We start from the raw sequence: 25,889 nt of genomic DNA, 5'->3' as shown, positions 1-25,889 counted from the left end.
GACGGCGATCTCCCCAAGGGTGGCGCAGTCTCCCCACGCGCGCCGCATCGGGTCCCCCGCGTGGGGGAGGATCGGTGACGTGAGCGAGCCGACGACCCACCCCACCGCACCTGTCCCGGAGCGGCTCTTCGACGACGAGCGGGAGCAGCGCTGGCGGGCGCGGTTCACCGCCACCCGCATGTCCCGCCCGAACTGGGCCCTCGACGCGCCGGACCGCACCGTCTACTCGTCGAACGTGAGCGGGACGACCGAGGTGCACGCCTGGGACCGCGCGACGGACACCCACCGCCAGGTCACCGACCGGCGCTCGGGCACGCACATGGCGACGCTGCCGCCGGACGGCGGGCTGATCTGGTGGTTCGACGACACCGACGGGGACGAGTTCGGCCACTGGGTCACCGAGCCCTACGGCGGCCGGGGGCCGGACGACGAGCCCGCGCTCGCCGTGCCCGGCGTCGAGGACGGCTACCCGGCCGGCCTGGACATCGGCCGGCGGCTGACGGCGATCGGCACCTCGACGGACGACGGCACGTCCATCTGGCTGCACCGCCGGGACTCCGACGCCCCGGCCGAGCTGATCTACCGGCACCTCGAGGACGCGGGCATCGGCGCGCTGTCCGAGGACGAGACCCTGCTCGCGATCTCGATCTCCGAGCACGGGGACTCCCGGCACCCGGACGTGCGCGTGCTGCGGATCTCCGAGGACGGGGTGCAGACCCTGGTCGAGAAGTCCGACGGGCCGGGTAAGGGCCTGAGCCCGCTCGCCTTCTCCCCCGTGCCCGGGGACCAGCGGATGCTCCTGCTGCACGAGCGCCACGGCCGCGAGGAGCTGCTGCTCTGGGACGTGGAGGCGGACACCGAGACCGAGCTGACGCTCGACCTTCCGGGCGAGATCACGGCGGACTTCTACCCGGTGACCGCGGGCGGCCCGGACGCGCTGCTCGTGTGGCACACCCACGCCGCCCGCACCCGGCTCCACCGCTACGAGCTCTCCACCGGCGCGCTCACCGAGCTGAAGGTCGCGCCCGGTTGCGTCGGCTCCGCGGACGTCCGGCCGGACGGCACCGTCGAGTACTCCTGCTCGTCCGCCGCGACGCCGTCGGAGGTTCGGGCGCTGCACCCGGACGGCACGGACCGCCGGCTGCTGCTCCCGCCGGGCGAGCCCGCCCCGGGGTCGGTCCCGGTCGAGGACCTGTGGGTCGAGGGCCCCGGCGGACGCGTGCACGCGCTCGTCGCCTCCCCTTCCGGTGAGGGCCCCTTCCCGACGGTCTTCAGCCTGCACGGCGGCCCGCACGCGGCGGACGAGGACCGGTTCTCCGCGATGCGCGCGGCGTGGGTGGACGCGGGGTTCGCGGTCGTCGAGGTCAACTACCGCGGCTCGACGGGCTACGGCTCGACCTGGCGGGACGCGATCGAGGGGCGGCCCGGGCTCACCGAGCTGGAGGACGTCGCCGCGGTGTACGACGCGGTCGTCGGCTCGGGGCTCGCGGACCCCGCGCGGACCGTCGTCGAGGGCTGGTCCTGGGGCGGCTACCTGGCCCTCCTCGCCGCCGGGACGCAGCCGGGCCGGTGGGCGGCGGCGCTGGCGGGCGTGCCCGTCGCGGACTACCTGGCGGCCTTCGAGGACGAGATGGAGCAGCTGCGGGCGTTCGACCGGGCGCTCTTCGGCGGCACCCCGGAGCAGGTCCCGGAGACCTACCGGGCCGGGTCCCCGCTGACCTACGTCGATGCGGTGCGGGCTCCGGTACTGGTCCTGGCCGGAGAGAACGACCCGCGGTGCCCGATCCGTCAAATCGACAACTACCTGCATGCTCTGCGGCGCCGGGGGAACCTGCCCTACGAGGTCGCCCGGTTCGACGCCGGGCACGGGTCGCTCGTGGTCGAGGAGACGATCCGGCACGTCGCCACGGAGATCGACTTCGCGCGGCGGACGCTGGAAAGGATCACAGAGCCGATCCACCATGGGACATCCTCACGTAACTGATCGGTAACACTCCGTCGGGACGATGGAGGTCGTTCTGCAAGGAGGCGGTCGCGGTGGCGCTATGGCGCGTGCACGTGGAGCTGGAGGACCGGCCAGGCCGGCTCGGTGAGCTGGCCACGGCGGTCGGCGGCGCCGGGTGCAACATCCTCTCGTTGCACGTCGTGGGGGAACCGGCCGACGACGGCTCGGTCACCGACGAGCTGCTGGTGAAGGTCCCGGAGGGGACGACGCACACGGAGCTGGCCAGGGCCGTCGAGGCGGCCCGGATCCCGTGCACCCTCATGGTGCCGGCGGACGCCGCCGAGCTCGCGGACGGCGCCACCACGGCACTCGCGCTGGCCCGGATGGTCGCGGCGGACCCGGGCAGCGCACCGGAGGCGGTCGCGACGCTGCTTCGGGCCCGGCTCGTGGACCCGTCGGCCCCGCCCACCGGGCATTCGCACACGCTGCGCGTCGGACAGCGGCACGTGCACCTGGGCCGGGCGTGGCCGTTCACCGCCACCGAGCTGTCCCGGGCCGCGGCACTGCTGGAGCTGGCGGCGCAGCTGAGCCTCACGGACCCGCCCGCGCGGCACGTGCCGGTCGTGGACCACATCCTGCTGCTGCACGACGGCTCCGAGGTGCGGCTGCGCGCCGCCCTCCCGGCGGACGCCCCGCTCGTCGGGGCCATGCACGCCCGCTGCTCGCCGTCGACGCGCAACGCGCGGTTCCTCTCCCCGCCCCGCGGATGGAGCCGGCGGAGCTGGGCCGGCTGCTCGGCGGCGCGGAGGGCCTGCTGGGCGCGGCGCGCACGGTGCTGGCCCTGACGACCGACGGCGGCAGCGCGGTCGGGATGATGAACCTCGAGCGCACGAACGCCGAGGGCGCGGGCTTCTCCGTCGTCGTCGAGGACGCGTGGCAGGGCCGTGGGCTGGGCACCGCGCTGGTCCGCCGGGCCGCGGAGCTCGCCACCGAGCAGGGCAACGACGAGCTCACCGCCACCACGCCCACCCACAACCTGCGGATCACCCGGCTGCTCCGCCGCGCCGGCCTGCGCCCGACGGCCGAGATCGCCGGCGGAATGCTGCAGGTCAGGGCCCCGCTGTTGTCCCCCGCGGGAGCCGTCAGCGGCCGCCACGGGGTGGCGTAGGAGCGTCCAGGAGCTCGAGCACGCGCTCCGGCGGCCGTCCGACGACGGCCCGGTCCCCGACCATCGCGATCGGCCGCTCGATCAGGATCGGGTCGGCTGCCATCGCGTCCAGCAGCGTGTCCCGGTCCGCGTCGGCGAGGCCACGCTCGCGGTAGGCCTTCTCACCGGTGCGGAGGATCGCGCGCGGGTCGTCCGTCCCGAGGCGGCGCAGGACGTCCTCGAGCGCGGCCCGGTCCGGGCGGGCGTCGAGGTAGCGCACCACCTCCGGCTCGACGCCCTGCTCGGCGAGCAGCGCGAGCGCCCCGCGGCTCTTGGAGCAGCGCGGGTTGTGCCAGAGGGTGACGGGCTCGGTCGGGTCCACGCGCGGAATCCTAGAGCCGCGTCACGGAGCCACAACGCGGTCTTGGACGCCCGAGGACCGCGTCATGGCTCCACGCGCTTCCTGAGCCGTTCTGACCGCGTTGTGGCTCCATGACGCGGGACGGCCCCCGCACCCTCGCGGGTGCGGGGGCCGTCCACGGTGGTGGTGCAGCGCGTGGCGACTCACCTGGGCTTCGGGCTCACTTGTCGTACGGCTGACCCAGACCCTCGCGGACCTTGGCCTCGATCTTCTCGCCCTGCTCCTTGTCCACGTTCTTCCAGTACTCGAACGCGCGCTGCAGGACGGGCTCGGAGACGTCGGCGAGCAGGTGGCCGGTCACGTTGTCCACGAAGCGCTCACGCTCGCCGTCGTTCCACACGTTGCGGACCATGGTGCCGGGCTGGCCGAAGTCGTCGTCCTCGGAGTGCAGCCGGTACGCCGAGCGGACGACCTCGTCCTCCACCCCGTAGGCCGAAGCCGTCTCGCCGGCGATCGCCGGGTCGGCGTGCGGGCCACCGTAGGAGTTCGGGGCGTACACCGGGTCGCTCGGGTTGGAGAAGCGCATGGCGCCGTCCTTGCCGTAGCTGTTCACCGGCGACTTCGCGGCGTTGACCGGGAGCTGCTGGTAGTTCGCACCGATCCGGTAGCGGTGCGCGTCCGGGTAGGCGAACAGGCGGCCCTGCAGCATCTTGTCCGGCGAGGGGCCGATGCCGGGGACCAGGTTCGACGGCTCGAACGCGCTCTGCTCGATCTGCGCGAAGTAGTTCTCCGGGTTGCGGTCGAGCACCCAGCGGCCCACGTCGATCAGCGGGTAGTCGCCGTGCGGCCACACCTTGGTGAGGTCGAACGGGTTGAACCGGTAGTCCGCCGCGTCGGCGTACGGCATGACCTGGACCTTGAGCGACCAGCTCGGGTGGTCGCCCTTCTTGATCGAGTTGTAGAGATCGCGGATGAAGTAGTCCGCGTCCTCACCGGCGATCCGGTCCGCGTCGGCCTGCGTCAGGTAACCGTGGCCCTGGTCGGTCTTGAAGTGGTACTTGACCCAGAACTTCTCGCCGCCGGCGTTCTCCCACAGGTAGGTGTGCGAGGAGTAGCCGTTCTGGTGCCGCCACGACGACGGGATGCCCCGGTCGCCCATCAGCCAGGTGACCTGGTGCGCCGACTCCGGCCGCAGGGTCCAGAAGTCCCACTGCATGTCGTGGTCGCGCAGGTGGTTGTCCGCGCGGCGCTTCTGGGAGCGGATGAAGTCCGGGAACTTGATGGGGTCACGGATGAAGAAGACCGGGGTGTTGTTGCCGACGATGTCGTAGTTGCCCTCGGTCGTGTAGAACTTCACCGCGAATCCGCGGGGGTCACGCCAGGTGTCCGGCGAACCGTTCTCGCCGGCGACGGACGAGAAGCGCACAAGGCTCTCGGTCCGCACGCCCGGCTGGAACAGCGCGGCCTTGGTGTAGTTGGCGATCTCGGGGTTGGTGACCTCGAGGAAGCCGAACGCGCCACCGCCCTTGGCGTGCACCACGCGCTCGGGCACGCGCTCCCGGTTGAACTGGGCGTTCTTCTCGATGAGGTAGTGGTCCTGCAGCAGGATCGGGCCGTTGGTGCCGATGGTCAGCGAATCGTTGTCGCTGGCCACGGGGATGCCGACGTTGTTCGTCGTCGGACGGGGTTGCGTCGCGGTCACGGACGCCTCCTTCTTCGGTTCTGGTGCGGTCGTTCGGTGTCGATCAGGTGGAGCGGGTGGAGCTCGGAGCCGGGGCGCCCGCCCGGTCCGTCCTGCAGCCCGGACACAGGCCCCAGAAGACGACCTCGGCCTCGTCGAGCAGGTAGCCGGCGTCATCGCTGGGGGTGAGGCACGGCCGCTGCCCGATCGCGCAGTCGACATCGGTCGTGCGGCCGCATGATCGGCATACCAGGTGGTGGTGGTCGTCACCGGTGCGTGTCTCGAATCGAGCCGCCGAGCCGGCGGGTTCGATCCGCCGGACGAGCCCGGCGTCGGCACAGGCGGCGAGCACGTCGTACACGGCCTGGGTGGAGACGCGGCCGAGCCGCTGCCTGGTCAGGGTGGCCACCGTGTCCACCGTGGCGTGCGGGTGCCCGGCCAGCACCTCGAGCACGGCGACGCGGGGCGCGGTGACCCTGAGCCCGGCGTCTCGGAGCCGTTGCACGACCTCGGCGGCTGAAGATTCCATCGGGCACACCTGACCACCTTTTCTGGAATGAGTCAAATTTCGTCGGGACCGGGGGTGGCCGGTGGAGCGACGGGCGGGAGGGGAGGCACGATGCGTCGGTGAGCTCCGCGGGAATGGCCGGGTACCGGGCCGTCCTCGCCGTCCCCGGGTTCCCCGGGCTGTCCGCCCTCGCGTTCCTCGCGCGTGTCCCGGCCTCCGCCGCGGCGGTGACGATCACCCTGCACGTGGTGCTCACCCTGGGACACGGCTACGCCGCCGCGGGGAGCGTCGGCGCGGCGACGACGGTCGGGATGGCCCTCGGCGCGCCGCTGCTCGGCCGGGTCGTCGACGCCCGCGGCCTGCGGCCCGTGCTCGTCCTCGCGCTGGTCAGCGCGGCCGTCTTCTGGTCGGTCGCGCCGGTGCTGGGGCTCCCGGCGCTGCTCGCGGGAGCGTTCCTCGGCGGCCTGCTCGGGCTGCCGGTGTACTCCGTGGTGCGGCAGTCGATCGCCGTGCTCGTCCCGCAGGCCCGTCGGCGCACGGCGTTCGCGCTGGACTCGATGTCCGTCGAGGTGTCCTACATCCTCGGGCCCGCGCTCGGGTCCGTGCTGGTGCTGCGACTCTCGAGCGCCGTGGCGATGCGGGTGGTGGGGGTCTGCTTCGTGCTCGCGGCGATCGCGCTGCTGGTGCTGGACCCGCCGGTCCACGAGCTCGACGACGACGGCGGGCGCGCAGCCCGGCCGCCCACGCGAAGCTGGCTGCGGGCCCCGCTCGTCGCCTCGCTGCTCGGCGCGGCGGCGGCGTCGCTGCTGGTCTTCGGCACCGAGCTCGCGGTGATCGCCCACCTGCAGACGACGGGCCGGGCGGGCTGGATCGCCGTCGTCAACGCGGTGTGGTGCGTGGCGTCGCTGATCGGCGGGTTCCTCTACGGGGCCCTGCCCCGGCCCGTGTCCCCGTACCTGCTGCTCGCGGCGATGGGCGTCGCCACCCTGCCGGTCTCGCTCGCGGGGCCGTGGTGGGCTGCCGCCCTCCTGCTCGTCCCGGCCGGGCTCTTCTGCGCCCCGTCCCTCGCGGCGAGCACCGCCGCCGTCACCGAGCTGGCGCCCGAGCGGGTCCGCGGCCTGGTCACCGGGCTGCTCGGCTCCGCCATCACCCTCGGGGCCGCGCTCGCGACCCCGCTGACCGGGCTGGCGGTGGACCTCCTGTCGCCCGCGGCGGCCCTGCTGCTCGTGGGTGCGACGGGCGTCGCCGTGGCGGGGATCGCAGCTCTCGTCGCCACCCGGGGCGGGGCGGACCGTGACATCTACTATCCCGCATAGGGCACACTGGCGGGTGATGACCGCCCCGTCGCAACCCCCCTCCCCCGCGCGCCCCCTCACCCGCCCGCGCCCGGGTGCCGGGCGCTTCGTCTTCGCGGTGGCCCTGGCCGCCGCGACCGCCCTCGCGATCCTCCCGGACCTCGTGGGCCTGGACCGCTTCAGCCCGTTCGCCCAGCTCGTCTCGTTCCGGCCGGCGCTCCTCGTCGCGCTGGCCGTGGTGATCGTCGTGCTCGTCCTGGTCGCGCTGCAGCTGCGCTGGACCTGGCCGATCCCGACGGCGCTGCTCGTCATCCTGGGCGTCGGCGTCGCGATGGTGGTGCCGCGCACCACCGCCGAACCGGTGCCGACCACCGGGACCGCGCTGAAGGTCCTCTCCTTCAACGTCTTCGAGGGCTCCGCGGACCTGGACCAGCTGACCGCGCTGATCGCCGAGGAGCGGCCGGACCTGGTGGCGATGCCGGAGGCGGGCCAGGGGTTCGCGACCCGGCTGGGTCCGCTGATCGCACCCCTCGGCTACCGGATCCAGGCCTCCGTCGGCCCCCGCCAGGGCGACGTCGCCGGCGTCACCGTCGCGGTCTCCGAGCGCATGGGGGACGTGACGATCAAGCGCGGCATCCGGGGCAAGGCCTTCACCAACATGGAGGTGACCGGCGGCGCCCTCGGCTCCCTGCGTTTCATCGGCTTCCACGCGGTCGCCCCCACCCCGGGCGCGACGCGGCTGTGGGCCGAGGACCTCGCGCACCTGCGGGACTGGTGCAGCGGGAACCTCCCGACGATCGTCGCCGGGGACTTCAACGCCACCTACGACCACTCCCCGCTGCGGGAGGACGCCCAGGGATGCGGGGACGCCGCCGCCCAGCGCGGCGAGGGACTGCTCGGAACGTGGCCGTCCTGGGCGCCGGAGTGGGTCGGCCCGCAGATCGACCACGTGCTCGCGACGACGGGGATCGTGTCCGAGTCGTTCGAGGTGCGGCAGGTCGACGGGAGCGACCACCGCCCGATCGTCACGACGCTGCGGGTGCCCTGACCTCGTCCGTCCCGTCGCCGACGAACACCTCGTCCAGCGCGAACGACTCGATGTCCAGCACGAAGCCCCGGACCCGGGTGTCGGGGTGCAGGAACGGGTCGTGGCGCAGCTGGGCGATGCCCCGACGGACGCTCGTCTTCGGGTCCCGGAACGCGTGCGTGCGCCACGGCGGCCGCATCCCGGTCTCCTCGGCGAGCTCCTCGGAGAAGTCGTCGTCGGTGAAGGTGGCGAGGCCGCATCCGCTGTGCTGCACGAGCAGCACGTCCCGGGTGTCCAGCTTGCGCTGGCTGATCGTCAGCGAGCGGATCACGTCGTCGGTGACGACGCCGCCCGCGTTGCGCAGGACGTGCACCTCGCCGATCTTCATCCCGAAGAGGGCGAAGACGTCGATGCGGGAGTCCATGCAGGTCACCACGGCGGTCTGCAGCGACGGCGGCACCGCCAGCCCGTCGGCGCGCGCCGCCGCCAGGTGTCCGCCGCCGGCCTCGTACCGGCGCAGGAGTTCCTCGTTGCTCACGACACCCAACCAACCACGCCGAACGGGCCGCCGGGAGTCCCGACGGCCCGTCTGCGAGTAATCTCACCCGGTCGTCACCGAGCCACCCGATCGATCCCGGTCACACCTGGTCGGCGATCGTCTCCGCGATCTCGTAGGTGTTGAGCGCGGCGCCCTTGCGCAGGTTGTCCCCGCAGAGGAACAGGTCGAGCGTGTTCGGGAAGTCCAGCGCCTGCCGGACCCGTCCGACCGCCGTCGGGTCCCCGCCGACCGTTGCGGCCGGCGTCGGCCACTCGCCGGCGGCCGGGTCGTCCTGCAGGACGATCGTCGGCTGCGCGGCCAGCACCTTGTGCGCGGCCTCGACGGTGACCTCGCGGCCGAACGTGGCATGGACCGAGAGCGCGTGCGTGGTGACCACCGGGACCCGGACGCAGGTCGCGGAGACCTTCAGGTCCGGGATGCCCAAGATCTTGCGCGACTCGTTGCGCACCTTGAGCTCCTCGGACGACCAGCCGTCGTCCTTCAGCGAGCCCGCCCAGGGAACGACGTTCAGCGCGAGCGGCGCCGGGAAGGGCGAGTCCGTGCCCAACCCGGCCTCCGACAGCGCCTCCGCGACGTCCCCGGCACGCTTGCCGACGTCCTTGCCCGCGACGGCGGACAGCTCGGCCTGCAACCGGTCGATGCCGGGCTGCCCGGCGCCGGACGCGGCCTGGTACGAGGCCACGACCAGGGACTCGAGCCCGAACTCGCGGTGCAGCGCGCCCATCGCCGCCATCATCGACAGCGTGGTGCAGTTGGGGTTCGCGATGATCCCCTTGGGCCGCTTCGCGGCGGCGTCGGCGTTGACCTCCGGCACCACCAGCGGGACGTCCGGGTCCATCCGGAAGGCGCCGGAGTTGTCCACGGCCACGGCGCCCCGGGACGCGGCGATCGGCGCCCACTCGGCGCTGATCTCGTCCGGGACGTCGAAGAGCGCGATGTCGACCCCGTCGAACACCTCGGGCTCGAGCAGCCGGACGGTGACGTCCTCGCCGCGGACCTTGAGCACCTTGCCGGCGGAGCGGGCGGAGGCGACCAGCCGCACCTCGCTCCACGGCACGGACTCGCGGGCGTCGATGATCTCGAGCATGGTGGTGCCGACGGCGCCGGTCGCGCCGACGATCGCCAGAACAGGTCCGGCCATGTCTATCGCCCCGTCCCGGCCGCCACGACGGCCTCTTCCTCGCCGCCGAGCTCGAACGCCTCGTGCAGCGCGCGCACCGCGTCGTCCAGCTGGTCCGAGCGGCAGATCACCGAGATCCGGATCTCGGAGGTGTTCATGGTCTCGATGTTGATCCCGGCGTCGGAGAGCGCCTCGCAGAACGTCGCGGTGACGCCCGGGTGGTTGCGCATGCCGGCGCCGACGAGCGAGACCTTGCCGACCTCGTTGTCGTAGATCAGCTGCTCGAACCCGACCTGGTCCTTCGCCTTCTCCAGCGCCGCGACGGCCGTGGGGCCGTCCGAGCGGGGAAGGGTGAAGGTGATGTCCGTGCGGCCGACCTTGGACGTCGAGATGTTCTGCAGGACCATGTCGATGTTGATCTCGGCGTCGGCGACCGTGCGGAAGATCCGGGCCGCCATGCCGGGGGTGTCCGGCACGCCGGTGAGGGTGATCTTGCCTTCGGACCGGTCGTGCGCGACCCCCGTGATGATGGGGTTCTCCAACGGAATCTCCTCGATCGAGCCGGAGACGAGCGTGCCCGGCTTGTCGTTGTACGAGCTGCGGACGCGCAGCGGGACGTTGTAGCGGCGGGCGTACTCGACGGCACGCAGGTGAAGCACCTTCGCGCCGCACGCCGCCAGCTCGAGCATCTCCTCGTAGGTCACCGTGTCCAGGTGCCGTGCCTTCGGCACGATGCGCGGGTCCGCGCTGAAGATGCCGTCGACGTCGGTGTAGATCTCGCAGACGTCCGCCTCGAGCGCCGCGGCGAGCGCGACGGCGGTCGTGTCCGAGCCACCCCGGCCGAGCGTGGTGATGTCCTTCGAGTCCTCGCTCATCCCCTGGAACCCGGCGACGAGCACGATGTGCCCCTCGGCCAGCGCCTCGCGCAGCCGGTAGGGGTTCACCTCGACGATCCGCGCGTCGCCGTGCTTGGAGGTGGTGAGCATGCCGGCCTGGGAACCGGTGAACGAGCGGGCCTCGGCGCCGAGCGAGTGGATCGCCATCGCGACGAGCGCATTCGAGATGCGCTCCCCCGCGGTCAGCAGCATGTCCATCTCCCGCGCGGGCGGCGCGGGCGAGACCTGCTGGGCGAGGTCGGTCAGTTCGTCGGTCGTGTCTCCCATGGCGGAGACGACGACCACGACGTCGTGACCCTCTTTGCGGGTCCGGACGATCCGCTCGGCGACCTTCTTGATCCGGTCCGCGCTCTCCACCGAGGATCCGCCGTACTTCTGCACGACGAGGGCCACCCCGACCTCCTTCTCCGGCGCCTGTCTCGGCGCCTTCGCACTTCCCGCACGGGGATTCGGTTGGTCCCCCGGGCATCGGTCGGGAGCCGAGACTACCGGCCGCGATCTGCGTCGTTAACCTCAATGACCGATGCCACAGAGGCCGCCGTCACGTTTACCGAGCAGTCGAGATGCCGATTGGGGCGACTGAAGAACCCGTGATCCTCGAGCCTCCCACGAACGCGGTGCCGTTCACCCCGGATTCCGACGGCGCGCCACGCCGACGCCGGGTCCCGTGGCGTCGCATCGGCCGGACGGTCGCCCCGGCGGCGATCTTCCTCGGTGTCCGCCTGGTGGGCCTCGCGGTGCTCGCGGTCCTCGCGACGAACCAGCACGTCCAGCTGGGTGACGAGCTGAGCAGCTGGGACGGCCAGTGGTTCCTCGGCATCGCCCAGGGCGGCGGCTACGACGGCGTGCCGGCGGGCCTGGCCGACGCCTACGGGAAGCGCTCCGCCGAGACCCCGCTCGCATTCTTCCCCGGCTACCCGGCCACGGTCGCCGTGGTCCGCTTCCTCACCGGGTTGCCCCTGGTCGAGGCCGGGCTGCTGGCCGCGACGGTCGCGGGCGTGGTGGCGGCCCACGGCGTCGCCCGGCTCGGCGAGCTCGTGCCGGGCGGGTCCCGGCGCGTGGGGCTGGTCCTGGTGACGCTGTTCTCGGCGACGCCGATGGCGGTCGTCTTCTCGATGACCTACTCCGAGGCGCTGTTCTGCGCGGTCGCGGCCTGGGCGCTCGTCGCGCTGCTGCGCCGGCAGTGGCTGCTCGCCGGGCTGCTCACCGCGGTCGCCGGCCTGGTCCGGCCCACGGCCGCCGGCCTCGTCGTCGCGGTCGGGGGGCGGCGCTGCTCGCGGCGCTCGCCCGCCGCGACGGGTGGCGGCCCTGGGTGGGCGGCCTGCTCACCCCGCTCGGCCTGCTCGGCTACCTCGGCTGGGTCGGCACCCGCACGGGCTCGGTGACGGGCTGGTTCGACCTGCAGGAGCGCGGCTGGGGGTCGCACTTCGACGGCGGCGCGGCCACCTTGTCCTTCGCCCGCGAGATCCTGGCGAGCGGACGATCCGTGCTGGAGGTGGCGACGATCGGGGTGCTGCTCGGCGGGCTGGTGCTGCTCGTCGTCGGCGTCCGGATGGGGCTCCCGTGGCCGCTGCTGGCGTACGCGGCCATCGTCCTGGTGATGGACGTGGGCAGCAACGGGCTCATGAACTCCAAGATCCGGCTGCTGCTGCCGGCGTTCACGCTGCTGCTGCCGATGGCCCTGGGGCTGGCCCGCCGCCGACCGGGGACGACGACGTCCGTCCTCGTCGCGGCCGTCGTGGCCTCGGCCTGGTTCGGGGCCTACGCGCTGATCGGCTGGCCGTACGCGATCTAGCCCCTGAGGTGCGAAGACGCTTTCCTGGCGGTTGCCGGGAGGGGGCAAGAGGAATGTCGCGGCGTCAGTACGGGAACCGTTCCGCGACGCCGTCGCAGGCCCTGGCGTCGACCCCATGGCCGCCGCGGAGCAGGTCCACGACCACGCGCACTGAGCCCTGAGGCGCGTTGTGGCTCCATGGCGCGATCCGGAGGCCCGGAGCAGCGCGTCAGGGAGCCGTGACGCGCGTGGGACGGGGCTGGTCAGCCGATGCGGCGGACCAGCCGGACGACGACCGCCGTGATGATCATCCAGATGATCGCAGCGACCCCGTAGTTCAGGGTCACCTTCAGCTTCGGCTCCGCGGGAAGGAAGAGGTCTCCGAGGCCGAGGTTGAAATAGTCCGCGGCGTCCTTGAAGAACTGGGTCAGGAAGTTGGCCTGGTTCGCGTCCAGCAGTGTCAGCACGATGTGGATCACCAACACCGCAGCGATGAGCGTGCCGATCAGTCTCAACACGGAGGCGAGCAGTCCCGCGCCCCTCCGCACCGTGGTTCCCACAGCCATGTGTCCTCCCCGGATCGCGACAGTCATCCTGTCACGAACACCGGCCCAGAGGACGTACCCGGCGTTCCCCCGATCGGGTGTGTCGCGTCGCCCCGATCACTCGACCCCGGCCCTGGGTTGCCTCCGGCCGGGGTGGTGGGGTTAGTCTCGGACCGTGGCGCGCCTGCTTCTTCGTTGCCGCGGCGGGGTCTGACCGACCGGCCCCTCGTCGCGGGTTTCGGCGTGTTCGCCGGTCGTCAACCGGTTCGAACCCGAAGGAGCACCACTTCCGTGAGCACGACCCCGGACGCCTACACCGTCTCGCACACCAGCAAGCTGCGCACGCCGTCCAGACCCGCTCCGGCCGACCAGGCGGCGTGGAACACCCAGCGGGGCTCGGAGATGCCGTTCGGCCGGTACAAGCCGTTCCACGAGCTCGTCGAGCCGGTATCCCTGCCCGATCGCACCTGGCCGGACACCCGCATCACCAAGGCGCCCCTGTGGTGCGCGGTCGACCTGCGGGACGGCAACCAGGCGCTGATCGACCCGATGAGCCCGACCCGCAAGCGCCGGATGTTCGACCTGCTGGTCCGGATGGGCTACAAGGAGATCGAGGTCGGCTTCCCGGCCGCGAGCCAGACGGACTTCGACTTCGTCCGCGAGATCATCGAGCAGGGCGCCATCCCGGAAGACGTCAGCATCCAGGTGCTGACCCAGGCGCGCCCCGAGCTGATCGAGCGCACCTTCCAGGCCTGCGAGGGCGCGCCCCGTGCGATCGTCCACCTGTACAACTCGACGTCGATCCTGCAGCGCCGCGTGGTCTTCCGCTCGGACCGCCCCGGAATCACCAAGATCGCGACCGACGGCGCCGAGAACGTCCTGCGGTTCAGCGAGAAGTTCCCCGGCACGGACTGGCGCTTCGAGTACTCCCCGAGTCCTACACGGGCACCGAGCTGCAGTATGCCGTCGAGGTGTGCAACGCCGTCAGCGAGATCTGGCAGCCCACCGCCGCGCACCCGATGATCGTCAACCTGCCGGCGACCGTCGAGATGGCCACCCCGAACGTCTACGCGGACTCCATCGAGTGGATGCACCGCAACCTGGCGCGCCGGGACGGTATCCTGCTGAGCCTGCACCCGCACAACGACCGGGGCACCGGCGTCGCCGCCGCCGAGCTGGGCTACCAGGCCGGCGCGGACCGCATCGAGGGCTGCCTGTTCGGCAACGGCGAGCGCACCGGCAACGTCGACCTGGTGACCCTGGGGATGAACCTGTTCACCCAGGGGATCGACCCGCAGATCGACTTCTCGGACATCGACGAGATCCGCCGCACCGTCGAGTACTGCAACCAGCTGCCCGTCGGCGAGCGCCACCCGTGGGGCGGGGACCTGGTCTACACGGCGTTCTCCGGCAGCCACCAGGACGCGATCAACAAGGGCTTCGACGCCATGAAGGCCGACGCGGTCGAGGCCGGTGTCGACGTGGACGAGATGCCGTGGGAGGTCCCGTACCTGCCCGTGGACCCCAAGGACATCGGCCGCACCTACGAGGCCGTGATCCGGGTGAACTCGCAGTCCGGCAAGGGCGGCGTCGCCTACATCATGAAGACCGAGCACCAGCTGGACATGCCGCGTCGGCTGCAGATGGAGTTCTCGAAGGTCGTCCAGGAGGTCACGGACACCGAGGGCGGCGAGGTCTCCCCGAAGGAGATGCGGGACGTCTTCGAGACCGAGTACCTGCAGCGGGAGACGCCGCTGCGGCTGATCCGGCACCGGCTGACCAGCGACGGCGAGGGCCGGGACGAGATCGTCGCGACCGTGCGCGTGGAGTCCGACCTGCACGAGATCCGCGGCAGCGGCAACGGCCCGCTCGCCGCGTTCGTGGACGCCCTGGCCGGCATCGGCTTCGACGTGCGGGTCCTCGACTACCAGGAGCACGCGATGGGCGGCGGCGACGACGCCCGCGCCGCGGCCTACGTCGAGTGCGCAGTGGAGGACACCGTCCTCTGGGGCGTCGGGATCGACTCCTCGATCGTCTCCGCGACCCTCAAGGCCGTCGTCTCGGCCGTGAACCGCGCCATGCGCTGACGACCTGTGCGCGGGAAACCTCGCTCTAGCGAGGTTCCACGCGCACGACCCCCGATGAGCTGCACGAACGAGGCTCGTCGAGGGGACGGCGTGCGGGGCCCGGGCCGTCCACCCCGGACGGGTGACCCCCGTCCCGGCGGGCCACGTCACGCTCACGACACACCCGATCGGTAGCGTCGTGATCGTGCCGTTACCCGTGGCCCCGCTCGCCGCCTACCTGTTCCTGCTGGGCTGGTCCGCCATCCCGTTCGTGCCCGCGGAGCCCGTGCTGCTGGCCGCGGGCTCGTTCGCCGGGACCGGAGCCCTCTTCCTCCCGCTGGCCGTCGCGGCCGCGGCGGCGGGCTCGCTGGTCAGCGACGTGGCCAAGTACCTGCTCGGCCGCCTCGCCGGGCCCCGGCTGCTGCGCCGCCTCACCCGGCGGCCCGCCGGGGCCAGGGCGGTGTCGTGGATCGAGTCCCGGCTCGTCGCTGTCGGGCCGATGGTGATCGCCCCGTCCTACTTCGTGCCGTTCGGCGTCGTCGCGTCGACGATCCTGTGCGGCGCGCTCGGCATGCGGGTACGCGGTGTGCTGCTCGCCTCGACGTTCGGCGCGATCCTCTGGTCGGCGGTCTATCTCGGCCTCGGCTACCTCGGCGGCGCGCTCGCCGGGAACCCGTGGGTCGGGATCGCGCTCGCGGTACCGGCGGCGCTGGTCGTCGGGCTGGTGGCCAAGCGCCGGATCACCCGCGTCGGCCGCGTCGCGCCGGACGCCGAGCCGGCCGAGGACGAGGTCGTCGCCGCCGAGAAGGCCGCCTGACCCCGTCCCCGACGGGCTACATCCCGAGGATCTCGTTGACCGACGCCGCGTGCTCCGGCGGCGCACTCGACGGGCCGTCCACCTCGAACGACTGCGGCTCGACGGTGTGCCGGGCCAGCCGCCCCTCCCGGATGGCCTCGGCGTAGTGGCAGGCGACCCGATGCCCCTCGACCGCGCCGTCGAGCTGCCGCAGCTCCGGGCGTTCGGTGTCGCAGCGCTCCGGCTGCCGCCACGGGCACCGCGTGTGGAAGCGGCACCCGGCGGGGGGTGCGGCGGGTGAGGGCAGGTCCCCGGTGAGCAGGATCCGCTCGCGGCGGTCCTCCAGCTCCGGGTCCGGCACCGGGACCGCGGACAGCAGCGCCCGCGTGTACGGGTGCTGCGGGTCCGCGTAGAGGTCCGTCGCCGGCGCCTCCTCCACGATCCCGCCCAGGTACATGACGCCGACCCGGTCGCTCACGTGCCGCACGACGGCGAGGTCGTGTGCGATGACCAGGTAGGTCAGCCCGAGCTCGCGCTGCAGCCGGGACAGCAGGTTGAGCACCTGGGCCTGCACGGACACGTCGAGCGCGGACACCGGCTCGTCCGCGACGATCAGGTCCGGCTCCACGCACAGCGCCCGCGCGATGCCGATCCGCTGGCGCTGCCCGCCGGAGAACTCGTGCGGGTAGCGCCGCAGCGCTCCCGCCGGGAGCCCGACCGCGTCGACGAGCTCGCGCAGCCGCGCGTGGTCCGCCTCGGGCCCCTTGCTGAGCCCGTGCGCCTTCATGCCCTCGATCAACAGGGACTCGACGGACTGGCGTGGGTCCAGGCTGGACATCGGGTCCTGGAACACCATCTGGAAGCGGCGCCGCGCCCGGCGCAGCTCCTCCCCCTTCAGCCCGGCGACGTCCTGGCCGTCGAACCGGACGGCCCCCCGCGTCAGGTCCGTGAGCCGCAGGATCGCCCGGCCGAGCGTCGACTTCCCGCAGCCGGACTCGCCGACCAGGCCGTACGTCTCACCGCGCCGGATCGTCAGGGAGACGCCGTCGACCGCGTAGACGTGGCCGACGGTCTTGTTCAGGACCACGCCCCGGGTGATCGGGAAGTGGACGGCGAGGTCGTCGACCTCCAGGAGGTTCTCGGTCATCAGGCCTCCGCCGGGACGGGGTTGTGGCACCGCAGGAACCGGCCGCCGACGAGCTCCGGGGCCGGGGTGATCTCGGTGCACTTCCCCAGCGCCCGCGGGCACCGGGGCGCGAACGCGCAGGCGCTCGCCCAGGGCAGGTTGTCGTTGACCGAACCGCGGATCGGGTTCAGGTCCTCACCGGGCGGGGCGTCGAGCCGCGGGATCGAGCTGAGCAGTCCGTACGTGTACGGGTGCCGCGGCGTCGCGAACAGCCGGTGCCGCTCCGCGCGCTCCACGATCCGGCCGCCGTAGAGCACGTTGACCCGGTCGCAGAGCCCCGCGACGACGCCGAGGTCGTGCGTGATCATGACGAGTGCGGTTCCGCTGTCCGCCACCAGCTCCTTGAGCAGCTCCAGGATCTGCGCCTGGATCGTGACGTCGAGCGCGGTCGTCGGCTCGTCGGCGATCAGCAGCCGGGGCCGGCAGGCCAGCGCGATCGCGATCATGACGCGCTGCCGCATGCCGCCGGACATCTGGTGCGGGTAGGAGTCCAGCCGGCGCCGCGGGTCCGGGATACCGACGCGTTCGAGCAGCTCGGCGGCCTCCCGGCGGGCGGCGTCGGACTTCATCCCGCGGTGTCGCTTGAGCACCTCGGTCACCTGTAACCCGATCTCGACCACCGGGTTGAGCGACGACAGCGGGTCCTGGAAGACCATGCTCAGGTCCCGGCCGCGCTTCTCGCGCATGGCCGAGTCCGAGAGCGTCAGCAGGTCCGTGCCCTCCATCCGTGCGGACCCGGACACCCGGACGCCCCGCTCCGGCAGCAGCCGCATGATCGCCAGCGAGGTGACGGACTTGCCGCAGCCGGACTCCCCCACCAGCCCGACGACCTCGCCGGGCTGCACGTCGAAGCTCACGCCGTCGACGGCGACGGAGTCCGGCTCGCCCTTGCGGGTGAACGCGACGCCGAGGTCCTCGACCTCCAGCAACGGTGTGGTCATCAGCGACGCCCCTTCGGGTCGAGCGCCTCGCGCAGCGCCTCGCCGAGCAGCGTGAACCCGAGCGCGACCAGGATGATCGCGATCGCCGGGTAGAACGCGAGCGCCGGACGGACGTCGAGGTAGGCCTGGGCGTTGGCGAGCATGAGCCCCCATTCGGCACGGGCCGGGTCGCCGTCGCCGAGCCCGAGGAAGGACAGGGCGGCGGCGTCGAGGATGGCGGTGGCCAGGGTCAGCGTGGCCTGCACGATCACCGGCCCGATCGCGTTGGGCACCATGTGCCGCAGCACGATCGCACGGCGCTTGACGCCGAGCGCGGTCGCGGCCGTCACGTGGTCGCTGTCGCGCTGGGCGAGCATCGAACCGCGCAGCAGCCGGGCGAAGATCGGCACGCCGACGATCGCGACGGCGATGATCACCGTCGTCTGGCTGGGTTTGGCCGCCAGCGCCGCGATGGAGATCGCGAGCAGCAGCGACGGGATGGACAGCAGGACGTCGGTGAACCGCATGAGCAGGGTGTCGACCCAGCCGCCGAACGCCCCGGCCAGCACCCCGATCAGGACCCCGAAGATCAGCCCGATCAGCGTCGCGAACACGCCGACGAGCAGGGTCTGCCGGGACGCCAGGATCATCCGGGAGAAGAAGTCCCGGCCGTTCTGGTCGCTGCCCAGCGGGAACCCCGGCTGCGCGCCCGGGATGACGTCCGGGCGCAGCCCCTCCTGCAGTTCGGGGAAGGACTGCGACGCGTCGTGCGGCGCGATCCACGGCGCGAAGATCGAGACGAGGATGAACAGCGCGATGATGACCGCGCCGACGATCGCGACGGGGTTGCGCCGCAGCCGCACGAGCGCGTCCGCGCCGAGGCTGCGGCCGGTGGCGAGGTCGTCGATCCGGGCGCGCCGGCGGTTGGCCCAGGTGGTGGCCATCAGCGCAACCTCACCCGGGGGTCGATGAGCGCGTACGAGAGGTCGACGAGCAGGTTGACCAGCACGTACACGGCCGCACCGAGCAGCACGATCGCCTGCAGGCGCGGGTAGTCCCGGCGCTCGATGCCCTGCGCGATCAGCGTGCCGATGCCACCCCAGACGAACACCTTCTCGGTGAGCACGGCGCCGCCGAGCAGCAGGCCGGTCTGCAGGCCGATCGTCGTCGAGACAGGAAGCAGCGCGTTGCGCAGGACGTGGCGGCTGCGGACCGTCCCGGGGGCGAGGCCCTTGGAGTTGGCCGTCCGGACGAAATCCGACCCCAGGACGTCGAGGACCGAGGCGCGGGTGATCCGGGTGATCACCGCGAGCGGGATCGTGGCCAGCGCGATCGCCGGCAGGACCAGATGGAGCAGGGCGTCCCAGCTGGCGTCGAACTCGCGGGTCAGCAGCCCGTCCAGGACGGCCAGGCCGGTGACCTTCGTGGCGTCGATGGAGACGGACTGACGGCCCGAGGGCGGGAACCAGCCGAGGTCGACGGCGAACCACTGCTTGAGCAGGAAGCCGAGGAAGAACACGGGGACCGCGACGCCGACGAGGGTCCCGATGACCGTCGTCGTGTCCAGCGGACGGCCGCGGTAGCGCGCGGCGACGTAGCCCAGCGGGATGCCGAGCACGACCGCGAGGAGCAGGGCGGCGACGGCGAGCTCCAGCGTCGCGGGCAGGGCACGACCGATCTCGGAGATCACGGGGTCACCGCTGATCAGCGAGTTGCCGAAGTCGCCGGTGAGCGAGCGGCCGAGGTAGCGCAGGTACTGGAGCGGGATCGGCTGGTCGAGGCCGAGTACCCGGTTGAGCTCGGCGATCTTCTCCGGCGTGGCCTTGTCCCCGAGCAGCGCCGCCGCAGGTCCGCCGGGCAGCAGGCGCAGCCAGGCGAAGAGCAGGACGGAGAGCACGAAGAGGGTGGGCACGACCTGGAGGAGCCGCCGCACGATGAAGCGCAGCATTGATCTCTCTCCCGAGCAGGAGCGTAGGTCGACGACGACCGGTGGTGCCGGCCCCCGGAGGAGCCGGCGCCACCCGTCGTCGATTCGTCAGCTCTTGCTGACCGAGTAGAACCGCTCGTCGGTCAGGGGCGAGGGAACCAGGCCCTGGATGTTGGCCCGCACCACGATCGCGGGCGGCGAGCTGCTGATCGGGACGGCCGGCAGGTACTTGGCCATGATGTCCCGGTTGACCTGCTCGTACGCCGCGGCGTGGGCCGCGGGGTCCGGCTGGGCGTCGGCCGCGGCGAGGGCCGCGTACATGGCCGGGTCCTCCGCGCCGAACTCCGCCTTCTCGCGGCCGAAGAACGTGCCGACGAAGTTGCCGGCGTCGTTGTAGTCGCCGGTCCAGCCGAGCAGGTGCAGGTCGTGCTTGCCGGCCTTCTGGACGTCGTCCTTGAAGCCGCCGTTCCACGGCCGAGGGACCGGGTTGATCGTGATGCCGGCCTGCTTCAGGTCCTCGGCGATCACCGAGAACAGGTCCGTCGGGTTCGGCATGTACGGCCGGGAGACCTCGGTCGGGTAGTAGAAGTTCAGCGTCAGGTTCGACGCGCCGGCCTCGGCGAGCAGCTGCTTGGCCTTCGCCGGGTCGTACGGGTACTCCTGCACGTCGCCGGCGTAGCCCGCGACCGTGCTGGGCATGAACTCCTTGGCGACCTCGGCGCCCTCGGGCAGCTTGTTCCTCACCAGGGCGTCGCGGTTGATCGCGTAGGCGAGCGCCTGTCGGACGCGGATGTCCTTGAGCGCCGGGTTGTTCTTCGTGTTGATGCCCATGTAGAGCACGTTGAACGGCTGGCGGATGAGGACCTGGTTCCCGCCCTCCTTCAACGTCGCGTAGTCCGCCGGGGAGGGCAGGTCGTAGCCGTCGATCGTGCCGGCGGCCAGCTCCTGCTTGCGCGCGTTCTCGTCCGGGATGACGCGGAAGATCAGCTTGTCGAGCTTGGCCTTCTCGCCCCAGTAGTCGTCGTTGCGGACGAGGGTGATGGTGCCGGCGGCCTTGTCGAAGCTCTCGAACTTGAACGCGCCGGTGCCCGTCGGGTGCTCCGTCGCGTAGGCCGGGTAGCTGAACGAGTCGCCGCTCTGCGCGACGTTGTCCGCGTCGTACTGCTTCAGCGCCGTCGGGCTCGAGATCGAGAACGCCGTGAGACCGAACGCCGCGGGGAAGGCGCCCTTGTACTTGTTGAGGGTCATCACCGCGGTGCCCGCGTCCTGCGCGGCGCAGTTGTTGTAGACCGGCTCGCCCGTGGCGTCACCGGCATTCGTCTTGAAGCCCTCGAAGATGTCGCCGTAGTAGATCATCTGGCTCTGCGCCGCGGCGCCGCTCATGTTGAACCAGCGGTCGAAGTTCGCGCACACCGCTGCGGCGTCGAGCGCGGTGCCGTCGCTGAACTTGACGTTCTGCCGGATCTTGAAGGTCCATACCTTGCCGTCCGGAGAGGACGACCACTCGGTCGCCAGACCGGGCGCGAGCTCGGTGGTGCCCGGCTTGTACGTGATCAACGTGTCGTACATCTGCCGGATCGGACGGAAGCTCTCGCCGTCGTCGTTGAAGATCGGGTCGAAGTTCTTCGGGGCGCCCGCGGCGCCGAAGACCATCGTCCCGCCGGTGGCTCCTGCGGAGCCGGCGGCGCCGCCGTCTCGCTCGGAGTTCGCGCACGCGGCGAGGGAGACGACTAGGGCGCCGGCCGCGATGACAGCGGCCAGGCGTCTGGTGGTGGGCATTGCGGGCACCTCGAGATCGTCGGGAGTGCGTCAGGGTGATCGCAGACGCTAGCGCCGACCGCTACCCGTCGGTAGGCCCTGAAGTCACAGTTGAGGCACAGGCAGCTCAAATCCACCTCAAGTCGCACACCGGAGCGTAACCGACACACTCGGTCGAGCACAGGAAAGACCGTCACAGCGCACCCTTCGACGACTCCGCGTGACCGCGGTCGACCGACCGCGCCGATCATGGGCAACAGGTCGGCCCTACCGCCGAGCCTGGGAAAAGGGCCTCGGCAGGGCCTCGAACCGCGACCGCCTGTCCGTGATCAGCCGTGCCGGACGACCGAAGGGCATGATCGCCAGGGAGAGCCGGCCGTCCGGGAGACCGGGCTGCCGAGCCCGTAGAGCACGAGGCCCGTTCAAGGTCCAGACGCCGACCGGCCTCGGTCTCCATCGCAGCGAATCGGCTCGACGAGTCCAGGACGAACCGCTCCGGCTGCCCTCGGGACGGGCTCCCACCAGCCGCGGGTCCGCTCCCTGAATGAGCCTGCGGAGCATCTCGATCTGGGCGTCGGAGGTGACCTGGTGGACCCGGATCAGCTCGTTGACGGCCGGGAGCTAGGGGATGCCCTTGCCCGCCTTCAGTCGACTGATCTTCGAGATGCTGCACGTCATCAGTTCGGCGTCCCGTCGAGCGGAGCGGCGCCCCGAGGCGCCGTTCCGCGGGCGGTCCCGTCAGCTTCGCCCGCCACCACCACCGCCGCCGGGGTCCGGGTAGATCAACGAAAGGTCGAACTCCCCGGCCTTCACGCCACGCACGAAGTCGACCCACTCGTCACGGGTCACGGAAACAACGACACTCGGCTCCGTACTGGAACGCACCTGCACCCGATCCGCGTCCTCAGCGACCTCGACACACGTGCCCACTGAACAGAAGCTGCTCTTGCGGAAGATCTTCGCGATGCCTCGACTCAACACCACACCCACCTCTCGCACACCATCATGCATGAGAATGGGGCATCGTCGAAGCCCTTGCGACGCACCGATTCACCGACCGCTGTTCATCCGGCCTTGAACTGGACCCGTTCAGACGTCGAACTCTCCGTTCTTGACTCCCCGTACGAAGGCCCTCCATTCCGCCGAGGTGAAGGTGAGGGACTGAATGGAGAGGTCTTTGGAGTCACGCACTCGGACCTGATCGTCGCCAGCGATGGCCACTTCGACGCAGGAACCGACGGTACAAAAAGTGCTCTTCTTGAAAAGAGCCGCGCCAACTTGCCTGGAGTCGCCGTCGAGGGCGGTCGTCGAGGTCACCGCGCGGATGCTACGTGAGAAGGTGACGATTCTACAGTGGACGCATTCGACCTGCGGCCACCGGCGTCCCGGTAGCGCCCAGGAGACGAAAGTGCCGTCCGGCGGATCGAGCACACCGTTGGTCGACTCAGTCGAACGTGGACAGAGCGTTCCTCAGGAGCTTCTCGGTCCCCGTGCGGCCCAGCGCCTTCGCCTGTGTGCGCTCGAAGACCCCCTTGAAGGTCTCGACGCCGAAGTCACCCTCCAAGTAGGAGGCTCCGGCGTGCGTCTCGACGAAGACCACGTCCTGATCGACCGAGTCATCGAATTCCAGAAGCGCAAACGGTCCCTGCAATGCCCGCACGAAACCGACCGAGAACGGCAGAACCTGAATCGTCACGGTATCTGACTCCATGGTCCCCAGCACGTGCTCGAGTTGCGCCACAGCCACTTCAGGATCCATCTCGACGAGTCGGTGGACGACTGACTCATCGATGATCTGGTGTAGCCGCAGCGGAGAATCCTCGCGCTCGAGGACTTCCTGCCTCTTCATCCGAAAGTCGATCAAGCTGTCCAGCTCGGATCCACTGTGGTGCGGAAGAACCGCCTCGAGGATCTGCCTCGCATAACGGGGGGCCTGCAGTAGGCCGTGGAAGGCCGACATGTCGAAGACCTTGATCGACGAAGCTTCCGACTCGAGGGCGGCGTAGCGGTCCGCGCCGTCGAAGACGAAGGGTTCCGCGGTCAGCAGCGGCGTGTACTCCTGCCACCATCCGGCACGGGAACCATCCCGCGCCATCCGTAGCAGACGCTCGAGGCCCGCCTCGGCGTCCTTTCCGTACAGGCGCGTGAGATCTCGGACGTCGCGCTGCTTGGGAAGCCCCTTACCCGTCTCGAGCCTCGATATCTTCGACACCGAGCACTCGAGTGCGTCGGCTGCCTGCTCGAGAGTCATTCCTGCTGCCTCGCGAAACCGCCGCAGTTCCGCACCCAACCGTCGACGCGACGTGGTCGGCCCCTGACCCACCGCAACCTCTCCTCTTGTGCAATTGCATGAAGACAATGCATCATATAGCTGCGGAACGAGACGGCGAGGCGAGAGCACGCCGATCCCGACCGCACCGCTGATCGTCGGAAAGCTGGGTCGAATACGTCCTTGAGTGGACGAATCCGACGGGCGAAGGTGGCCATCCCGCGTCACTTCGGGACAGCGACCGAACGTAGCCCATGACATTGCATGGTGCAAGACGCTGGTGCAACGACGCCTGTACGGCCACCGCCGGCCGGCGTCACCTCCTGAAGGAGGCGTCATGTCGGTCACGAACTTGATCATCATTGCCGGTGTTCTCGGACTGTTCTCCCTCGCCACCACCGTCGGCCTGGCCGAGAGCAGGGCTCAGAGCCAGGCGTGGCAGCGGATCGCGGAAGAGCGCCGTGAGCTGCACGAATGGGAGGGGAGCCTGATCAGAGCCGCAGAACGTCGCGGCTGCGGCACCTGCGAGCTCCTGGCCGAGTACCTGCGCCGACGCGACGAGGACAGGCGCAGGGAGTGACGGGCGGACCGTCCGTAAACGGTTCACGCGGCACCGTCCGCTACTTGGGAAAGACTTAAGGCTTGTGCAATTGCACGCCGCAGATCGGTCGGGCACGCTGAACACAGCGGGACCCCAGTGGTTCGCATCACCTCCGTCCCGGGGTCCACGAGGGAAGGAGGCCGCCGTGATCGTCGGATCCGGCCCGCACGCCTGGCTCTCGCAGACGTGCCCCTCTCCCACCCTCGACTCCCCGAGTCCTGGGCATCCCCACGGCTTCCGGTCAGCTGTCGGAATTCGTCGTCGAGAAAGGTGAATCCGTGATGGTCATGATCCGCCACGTTCGTTCGAGTTCCGAATCCCGCAAGGTCGCCCGTCGCCGTTCGGGGAGGTGGTCCCCGTGATCGACATCGTCACGCTGATCCTGGTCGGGCTCGCCGCGCTGGCCGCCATCGCGACGGTCGTGGGCGTCGTCGACGCCGCCCAGAACAAGGCATGGCGCCGGGTCGCCGCGGAGCGCCGTCGCAACTGGGAGATGCGCCAGGAACTGATGGGGCGCACTTCCGGTGGCGTCGACGCCCGGAGCGACGACTACGACGACTGAATGCGCAAAACCGGGGGGTTCTTGCGCCGAGGTCCGGTCGCCTACCAGCGGCCGGCCCGTCGTCGCCCCGCCGGCGAACCGGGGAGGGATCATGCTCTACAGCATCGTCGTGGCCGTCGGCCTGACCGTCCTGATCGTGGTCTCCGTGGCGGTGGGAGTGGCGGTCGCCCACGAGGACGTCGCGAAGAAGCGGGAGGCGTTGCTCGCCAAGGACTGGGACCTCTGGATCCGGGAGAACCAGATCGTCACCGCCGCCGCGGTGACCGGCTGCCCGTGCTGTGCGCTGCTGCGCACGCGGGCGGAGCTGCAGAGCCCGGCGCCCGAGTAGCTACATCGCGCGACGGCCGCTGAGCGCCCTGCCCAACGTCATCTCGTCCGCGAACTCCAGGTCCCCGCCCATCGGCAGGCCTGACGCCAGCCGGGTGACCGAGAGGCCGGGGAAGTCCCGGAGCAACCGCACGAGGTAGGTCGCGGTGGCCTCGCCCTCGGTGTTCGGGTCCGTCGCGATGATGACCTCAACGATGTCCGTCTCGTCCGTCGCGGGGCCGGTGCCGCCCAGGCGGGCGAGCAGCTCGCGGATCCGTAGGGAGTCCGGGCCGATGCCCGCCAGCGGGTCCAGCGAGCCGCCGAGCACGTGGTAGCGGCCCTTGAACTCGCGAGTGCGCTCGACCGCGAGCACGTCCTTCGGCTCCTCGACGACGCAGACGACCGTCGGGTCCCGCCGCGCGTCCGAGCAGTAGCGGCACCGCTCGCGCTCCGAGACGTTGCCGCACACCTCGCAGAACTGGACGCCCTGCTTCACCTTCTGCAGGACCTCCTGCAGCCGTGAGACGTCCATCGGATCGGCCGCGAGCAGGTGGAACGCGATGCGCTGCGCACTCTTCGGGCCGACGCCGGGCAACCGGCCGAGCTCGTCGATCAGGTCCTGGACCGGTCCCTCGAACAC

Annotated in this window: 27 protein-coding genes and 1 pseudogene; 12 read left to right on the top strand and 16 right to left on the bottom strand. The window is 71.1% G+C overall.

Annotated elements, in window-relative coordinates:
• Positions 1 to 79 precede the first annotated feature (79 nt).
• Genes WBK50_RS00655 through WBK50_RS00645 form a run of 3 tightly spaced genes read left to right on the top strand, consistent with a single transcriptional unit; the run spans position 80 to position 3,113 of the window.
• Positions 80 to 1,984, top strand: a complete 1,905-nt coding sequence (locus WBK50_RS00655) for an alpha/beta hydrolase family protein (protein ID WP_341333741.1) — start codon at positions 80 to 82, stop codon at positions 1,982 to 1,984.
• A 53-nt stretch (positions 1,985 to 2,037) separates the two neighbouring features.
• Positions 2,038 to 2,790, top strand: a complete 753-nt coding sequence (locus WBK50_RS00650; protein WP_341333740.1) for a hypothetical protein — start codon at positions 2,038 to 2,040, stop codon at positions 2,788 to 2,790.
• Positions 2,712 to 3,113, top strand: a complete 402-nt coding sequence (locus tag WBK50_RS00645) for a GNAT family N-acetyltransferase (protein ID WP_341333739.1) — start codon at positions 2,712 to 2,714, stop codon at positions 3,111 to 3,113. Before WBK50_RS00650 ends, WBK50_RS00645 begins: the two co-directional genes overlap by 79 nt.
• Here WBK50_RS00645 and arsC read toward each other — a convergent pair.
• The 3 genes from arsC to WBK50_RS00630 form a co-directional block, all read right to left on the bottom strand.
• Positions 3,088 to 3,474, bottom strand: coding sequence for an arsenate reductase (glutaredoxin) (gene arsC, locus WBK50_RS00640; protein WP_341333738.1), 387 nt, complete (start codon positions 3,472 to 3,474; stop codon positions 3,088 to 3,090). The genes WBK50_RS00645 and arsC overlap by 26 nt on opposite strands.
• A 199-nt stretch (positions 3,475 to 3,673) precedes the next feature.
• Complete coding sequence (locus WBK50_RS00635; protein ID WP_341333737.1) at positions 3,674 to 5,155, bottom strand: catalase; 1,482 nt, start codon at positions 5,153 to 5,155, stop codon at positions 3,674 to 3,676.
• 43 nt (positions 5,156 to 5,198) lie between these two features.
• Positions 5,199 to 5,663 (bottom strand): Fur family transcriptional regulator, encoded by a 465-nt coding sequence (locus tag WBK50_RS00630; RefSeq protein WP_341333736.1) that lies wholly within the window; start codon positions 5,661 to 5,663, stop codon positions 5,199 to 5,201.
• Positions 5,664 to 5,761: 98 nt separating this feature from the next.
• On the opposite strand from WBK50_RS00630, the gene WBK50_RS00625 reads away from it, so the two are divergent.
• Entirely contained in the window at positions 5,762 to 6,958 is a 1,197-nt protein-coding gene (locus WBK50_RS00625; RefSeq protein WP_341333735.1) for an MFS transporter, read from the top strand.
• Between the two features lie 16 nt (positions 6,959 to 6,974).
• Positions 6,975 to 7,985, top strand: a complete 1,011-nt coding sequence (locus WBK50_RS00620) for an endonuclease/exonuclease/phosphatase family protein (RefSeq protein WP_341333734.1) — start codon at positions 6,975 to 6,977, stop codon at positions 7,983 to 7,985.
• Here the strand turns inward: WBK50_RS00620 and WBK50_RS00615 are convergent.
• The 3 genes from WBK50_RS00615 to WBK50_RS00605 form a co-directional block, all read right to left on the bottom strand.
• The gene (locus WBK50_RS00615) at positions 7,963 to 8,502 is read right to left on the bottom strand and encodes a beta-class carbonic anhydrase (protein WP_341333733.1); all 540 of its coding nucleotides are present in this window, start codon (positions 8,500 to 8,502) and stop codon (positions 7,963 to 7,965) included. The two genes, WBK50_RS00620 and WBK50_RS00615, sit on opposite strands and share 23 nt — an antisense overlap.
• A gap of 100 nt (positions 8,503 to 8,602) precedes the next feature.
• Positions 8,603 to 9,664: an aspartate-semialdehyde dehydrogenase gene (locus tag WBK50_RS00610; RefSeq protein WP_341333732.1), complete on the bottom strand. Its 1,062-nt coding sequence runs from the start codon at positions 9,662 to 9,664 to the stop codon at positions 8,603 to 8,605.
• Between the two features lie 2 nt (positions 9,665 to 9,666).
• Positions 9,667 to 10,932 carry an aspartate kinase gene (locus tag WBK50_RS00605; RefSeq protein ID WP_341333731.1) on the bottom strand — a complete coding sequence of 422 codons (1,266 nt, stop codon included), beginning with the start codon at positions 10,930 to 10,932 and terminating at the stop codon, positions 9,667 to 9,669.
• Between the two features lie 197 nt (positions 10,933 to 11,129).
• Here WBK50_RS00605 and WBK50_RS00600 point away from each other — a divergent pair, with 197 nt between their 5' ends.
• Together WBK50_RS00600 and WBK50_RS00595 are read left to right on the top strand one after the other, a co-directional pair.
• The gene (locus WBK50_RS00600; RefSeq protein ID WP_341333730.1) at positions 11,130 to 11,924 is read left to right on the top strand and encodes a hypothetical protein; all 795 of its coding nucleotides are present in this window, start codon (positions 11,130 to 11,132) and stop codon (positions 11,922 to 11,924) included.
• Positions 11,852 to 12,334, top strand: a complete 483-nt coding sequence (locus WBK50_RS00595; RefSeq protein WP_341333729.1) for a hypothetical protein — start codon at positions 11,852 to 11,854, stop codon at positions 12,332 to 12,334. The genes WBK50_RS00600 and WBK50_RS00595 overlap by 73 nt, the downstream gene beginning before the upstream one ends.
• 242 nt (positions 12,335 to 12,576) lie before the next feature.
• Here the strand turns inward: WBK50_RS00595 and WBK50_RS00590 are convergent, their stop codons facing one another.
• Positions 12,577 to 12,879, bottom strand: coding sequence for a hypothetical protein (locus WBK50_RS00590; RefSeq protein ID WP_341333728.1), 303 nt, complete (start codon positions 12,877 to 12,879; stop codon positions 12,577 to 12,579).
• 270 nt (positions 12,880 to 13,149) lie between these two features.
• Here WBK50_RS00590 and leuA point away from each other — a divergent pair.
• Together leuA and WBK50_RS00580 are read left to right on the top strand one after the other, a co-directional pair.
• Positions 13,150 to 14,945 (top strand): annotated as a pseudogene (gene leuA / locus WBK50_RS00585) (2-isopropylmalate synthase).
• Between the two features lie 184 nt (positions 14,946 to 15,129).
• Complete coding sequence (locus WBK50_RS00580; RefSeq protein ID WP_341333727.1) at positions 15,130 to 15,741, top strand: DedA family protein; 612 nt, start codon at positions 15,130 to 15,132, stop codon at positions 15,739 to 15,741.
• Between the two features lie 16 nt (positions 15,742 to 15,757).
• Here the strand turns inward: WBK50_RS00580 and WBK50_RS00575 are convergent, their stop codons facing one another.
• The 8 genes from WBK50_RS00575 to WBK50_RS00540 form a co-directional block, all read right to left on the bottom strand.
• A complete protein-coding gene (locus WBK50_RS00575) occupies positions 15,758 to 16,867 on the bottom strand; it encodes an ABC transporter ATP-binding protein (protein WP_297499942.1) in 1,110 nt (369 codons plus the stop codon).
• A complete protein-coding gene (locus tag WBK50_RS00570; RefSeq protein ID WP_341333726.1) occupies positions 16,867 to 17,847 on the bottom strand; it encodes an ABC transporter ATP-binding protein in 981 nt (326 codons plus the stop codon). Before WBK50_RS00570 ends, WBK50_RS00575 begins: the two co-directional genes overlap by 1 nt.
• Positions 17,847 to 18,770, bottom strand: a complete 924-nt coding sequence (locus tag WBK50_RS00565) for an ABC transporter permease (RefSeq protein WP_341333725.1) — start codon at positions 18,768 to 18,770, stop codon at positions 17,847 to 17,849. Before WBK50_RS00565 ends, WBK50_RS00570 begins: the two co-directional genes overlap by 1 nt.
• Positions 18,770 to 19,774, bottom strand: a complete 1,005-nt coding sequence (locus WBK50_RS00560; protein WP_341333724.1) for an ABC transporter permease — start codon at positions 19,772 to 19,774, stop codon at positions 18,770 to 18,772. Before WBK50_RS00560 ends, WBK50_RS00565 begins: the two co-directional genes overlap by 1 nt.
• Positions 19,775 to 19,861: 87 nt before the next feature.
• On the bottom strand, positions 19,862 to 21,532 hold the full coding sequence (locus WBK50_RS00555; RefSeq protein WP_341333723.1) for an ABC transporter substrate-binding protein: 1,671 nt from the start codon (positions 21,530 to 21,532) through the stop codon (positions 19,862 to 19,864).
• A gap of 717 nt (positions 21,533 to 22,249) precedes the next feature.
• Positions 22,250 to 22,501: a DUF397 domain-containing protein gene (locus tag WBK50_RS00550; RefSeq protein WP_341333722.1), complete on the bottom strand. Its 252-nt coding sequence runs from the start codon at positions 22,499 to 22,501 to the stop codon at positions 22,250 to 22,252.
• 99 nt (positions 22,502 to 22,600) lie between these two features.
• Positions 22,601 to 22,828, bottom strand: a complete 228-nt coding sequence (locus tag WBK50_RS00545) for a DUF397 domain-containing protein (protein WP_341333721.1) — start codon at positions 22,826 to 22,828, stop codon at positions 22,601 to 22,603.
• A 127-nt stretch (positions 22,829 to 22,955) separates the two neighbouring features.
• Positions 22,956 to 24,041: a helix-turn-helix domain-containing protein gene (locus tag WBK50_RS00540; protein ID WP_341339239.1), complete on the bottom strand. Its 1,086-nt coding sequence runs from the start codon at positions 24,039 to 24,041 to the stop codon at positions 22,956 to 22,958.
• A gap of 76 nt (positions 24,042 to 24,117) precedes the next feature.
• Here WBK50_RS00540 and WBK50_RS00535 point away from each other — a divergent pair, with 76 nt between their 5' ends.
• From WBK50_RS00535 to WBK50_RS00525, 3 genes are all read left to right on the top strand, one after another.
• Positions 24,118 to 24,360, top strand: coding sequence for a hypothetical protein (locus WBK50_RS00535; RefSeq protein WP_297491198.1), 243 nt, complete (start codon positions 24,118 to 24,120; stop codon positions 24,358 to 24,360).
• A 379-nt stretch (positions 24,361 to 24,739) separates the two neighbouring features.
• Positions 24,740 to 24,943 (top strand): hypothetical protein, encoded by a 204-nt coding sequence (locus WBK50_RS00530; protein WP_341333720.1) that lies wholly within the window; start codon positions 24,740 to 24,742, stop codon positions 24,941 to 24,943.
• A 91-nt stretch (positions 24,944 to 25,034) separates the two neighbouring features.
• The gene (locus WBK50_RS00525) at positions 25,035 to 25,271 is read left to right on the top strand and encodes a hypothetical protein (RefSeq protein WP_341333719.1); all 237 of its coding nucleotides are present in this window, start codon (positions 25,035 to 25,037) and stop codon (positions 25,269 to 25,271) included.
• On the opposite strand, the gene recR is transcribed toward WBK50_RS00525, so the two are convergent.
• A complete protein-coding gene (gene recR / locus WBK50_RS00520) occupies positions 25,272 to 25,889 on the bottom strand; it encodes a recombination mediator RecR (protein ID WP_341333718.1) in 618 nt (205 codons plus the stop codon). It abuts the gene before it with no gap.

It is taken from the genome of Pseudonocardia sp. T1-2H, from assembly GCF_038039215.1.
Lineage (GTDB): Bacteria > Actinomycetota > Actinomycetes > Mycobacteriales > Pseudonocardiaceae > Pseudonocardia.
The sequence above is the reverse complement of the archived record's forward strand: the minus strand, read 5'-3'. Positions and strand labels throughout refer to the sequence as shown.

What these genes read in the sequence shown, in the direction of transcription:
- WBK50_RS00560 (WP_341333724.1), bottom strand. Translation starts at nt 19,774, where the DNA reads ATGCTGCGCTTCATCGTGCGGCGGCTCCTCCAGGTCGTGCCCACCCTC.
- WBK50_RS00630 (WP_341333736.1), bottom strand. Translation starts at nt 5,663, where the DNA reads ATGGAATCTTCAGCCGCCGAGGTCGTGCAACGGCTCCGAGACGCCGGG.
- WBK50_RS00645 (WP_341333739.1), top strand. Translation starts at nt 2,712, where the DNA reads ATGGAGCCGGCGGAGCTGGGCCGGCTGCTCGGCGGCGCGGAGGGCCTG.
- WBK50_RS00575 (WP_297499942.1), bottom strand. Translation starts at nt 16,867, where the DNA reads ATGACCGAGAACCTCCTGGAGGTCGACGACCTCGCCGTCCACTTCCCG.
- WBK50_RS00590 (WP_341333728.1), bottom strand. Translation starts at nt 12,879, where the DNA reads ATGGCTGTGGGAACCACGGTGCGGAGGGGCGCGGGACTGCTCGCCTCC.
- WBK50_RS00525 (WP_341333719.1), top strand. Translation starts at nt 25,035, where the DNA reads ATGCTCTACAGCATCGTCGTGGCCGTCGGCCTGACCGTCCTGATCGTG.
- WBK50_RS00610 (WP_341333732.1), bottom strand. Translation starts at nt 9,664, where the DNA reads ATGGCCGGACCTGTTCTGGCGATCGTCGGCGCGACCGGCGCCGTCGGC.
- WBK50_RS00535 (WP_297491198.1), top strand. Translation starts at nt 24,118, where the DNA reads ATGTCGGTCACGAACTTGATCATCATTGCCGGTGTTCTCGGACTGTTC.
- WBK50_RS00555 (WP_341333723.1), bottom strand. Translation starts at nt 21,532, where the DNA reads ATGCCCACCACCAGACGCCTGGCCGCTGTCATCGCGGCCGGCGCCCTA.
- WBK50_RS00620 (WP_341333734.1), top strand. Translation starts at nt 6,975, where the DNA reads ATGACCGCCCCGTCGCAACCCCCCTCCCCCGCGCGCCCCCTCACCCGC.
- WBK50_RS00565 (WP_341333725.1), bottom strand. Translation starts at nt 18,770, where the DNA reads ATGGCCACCACCTGGGCCAACCGCCGGCGCGCCCGGATCGACGACCTC.
- WBK50_RS00540 (WP_341339239.1), bottom strand. Translation starts at nt 24,041, where the DNA reads ATGTCATGGGCTACGTTCGGTCGCTGTCCCGAAGTGACGCGGGATGGC.
- WBK50_RS00570 (WP_341333726.1), bottom strand. Translation starts at nt 17,847, where the DNA reads ATGACCACACCGTTGCTGGAGGTCGAGGACCTCGGCGTCGCGTTCACC.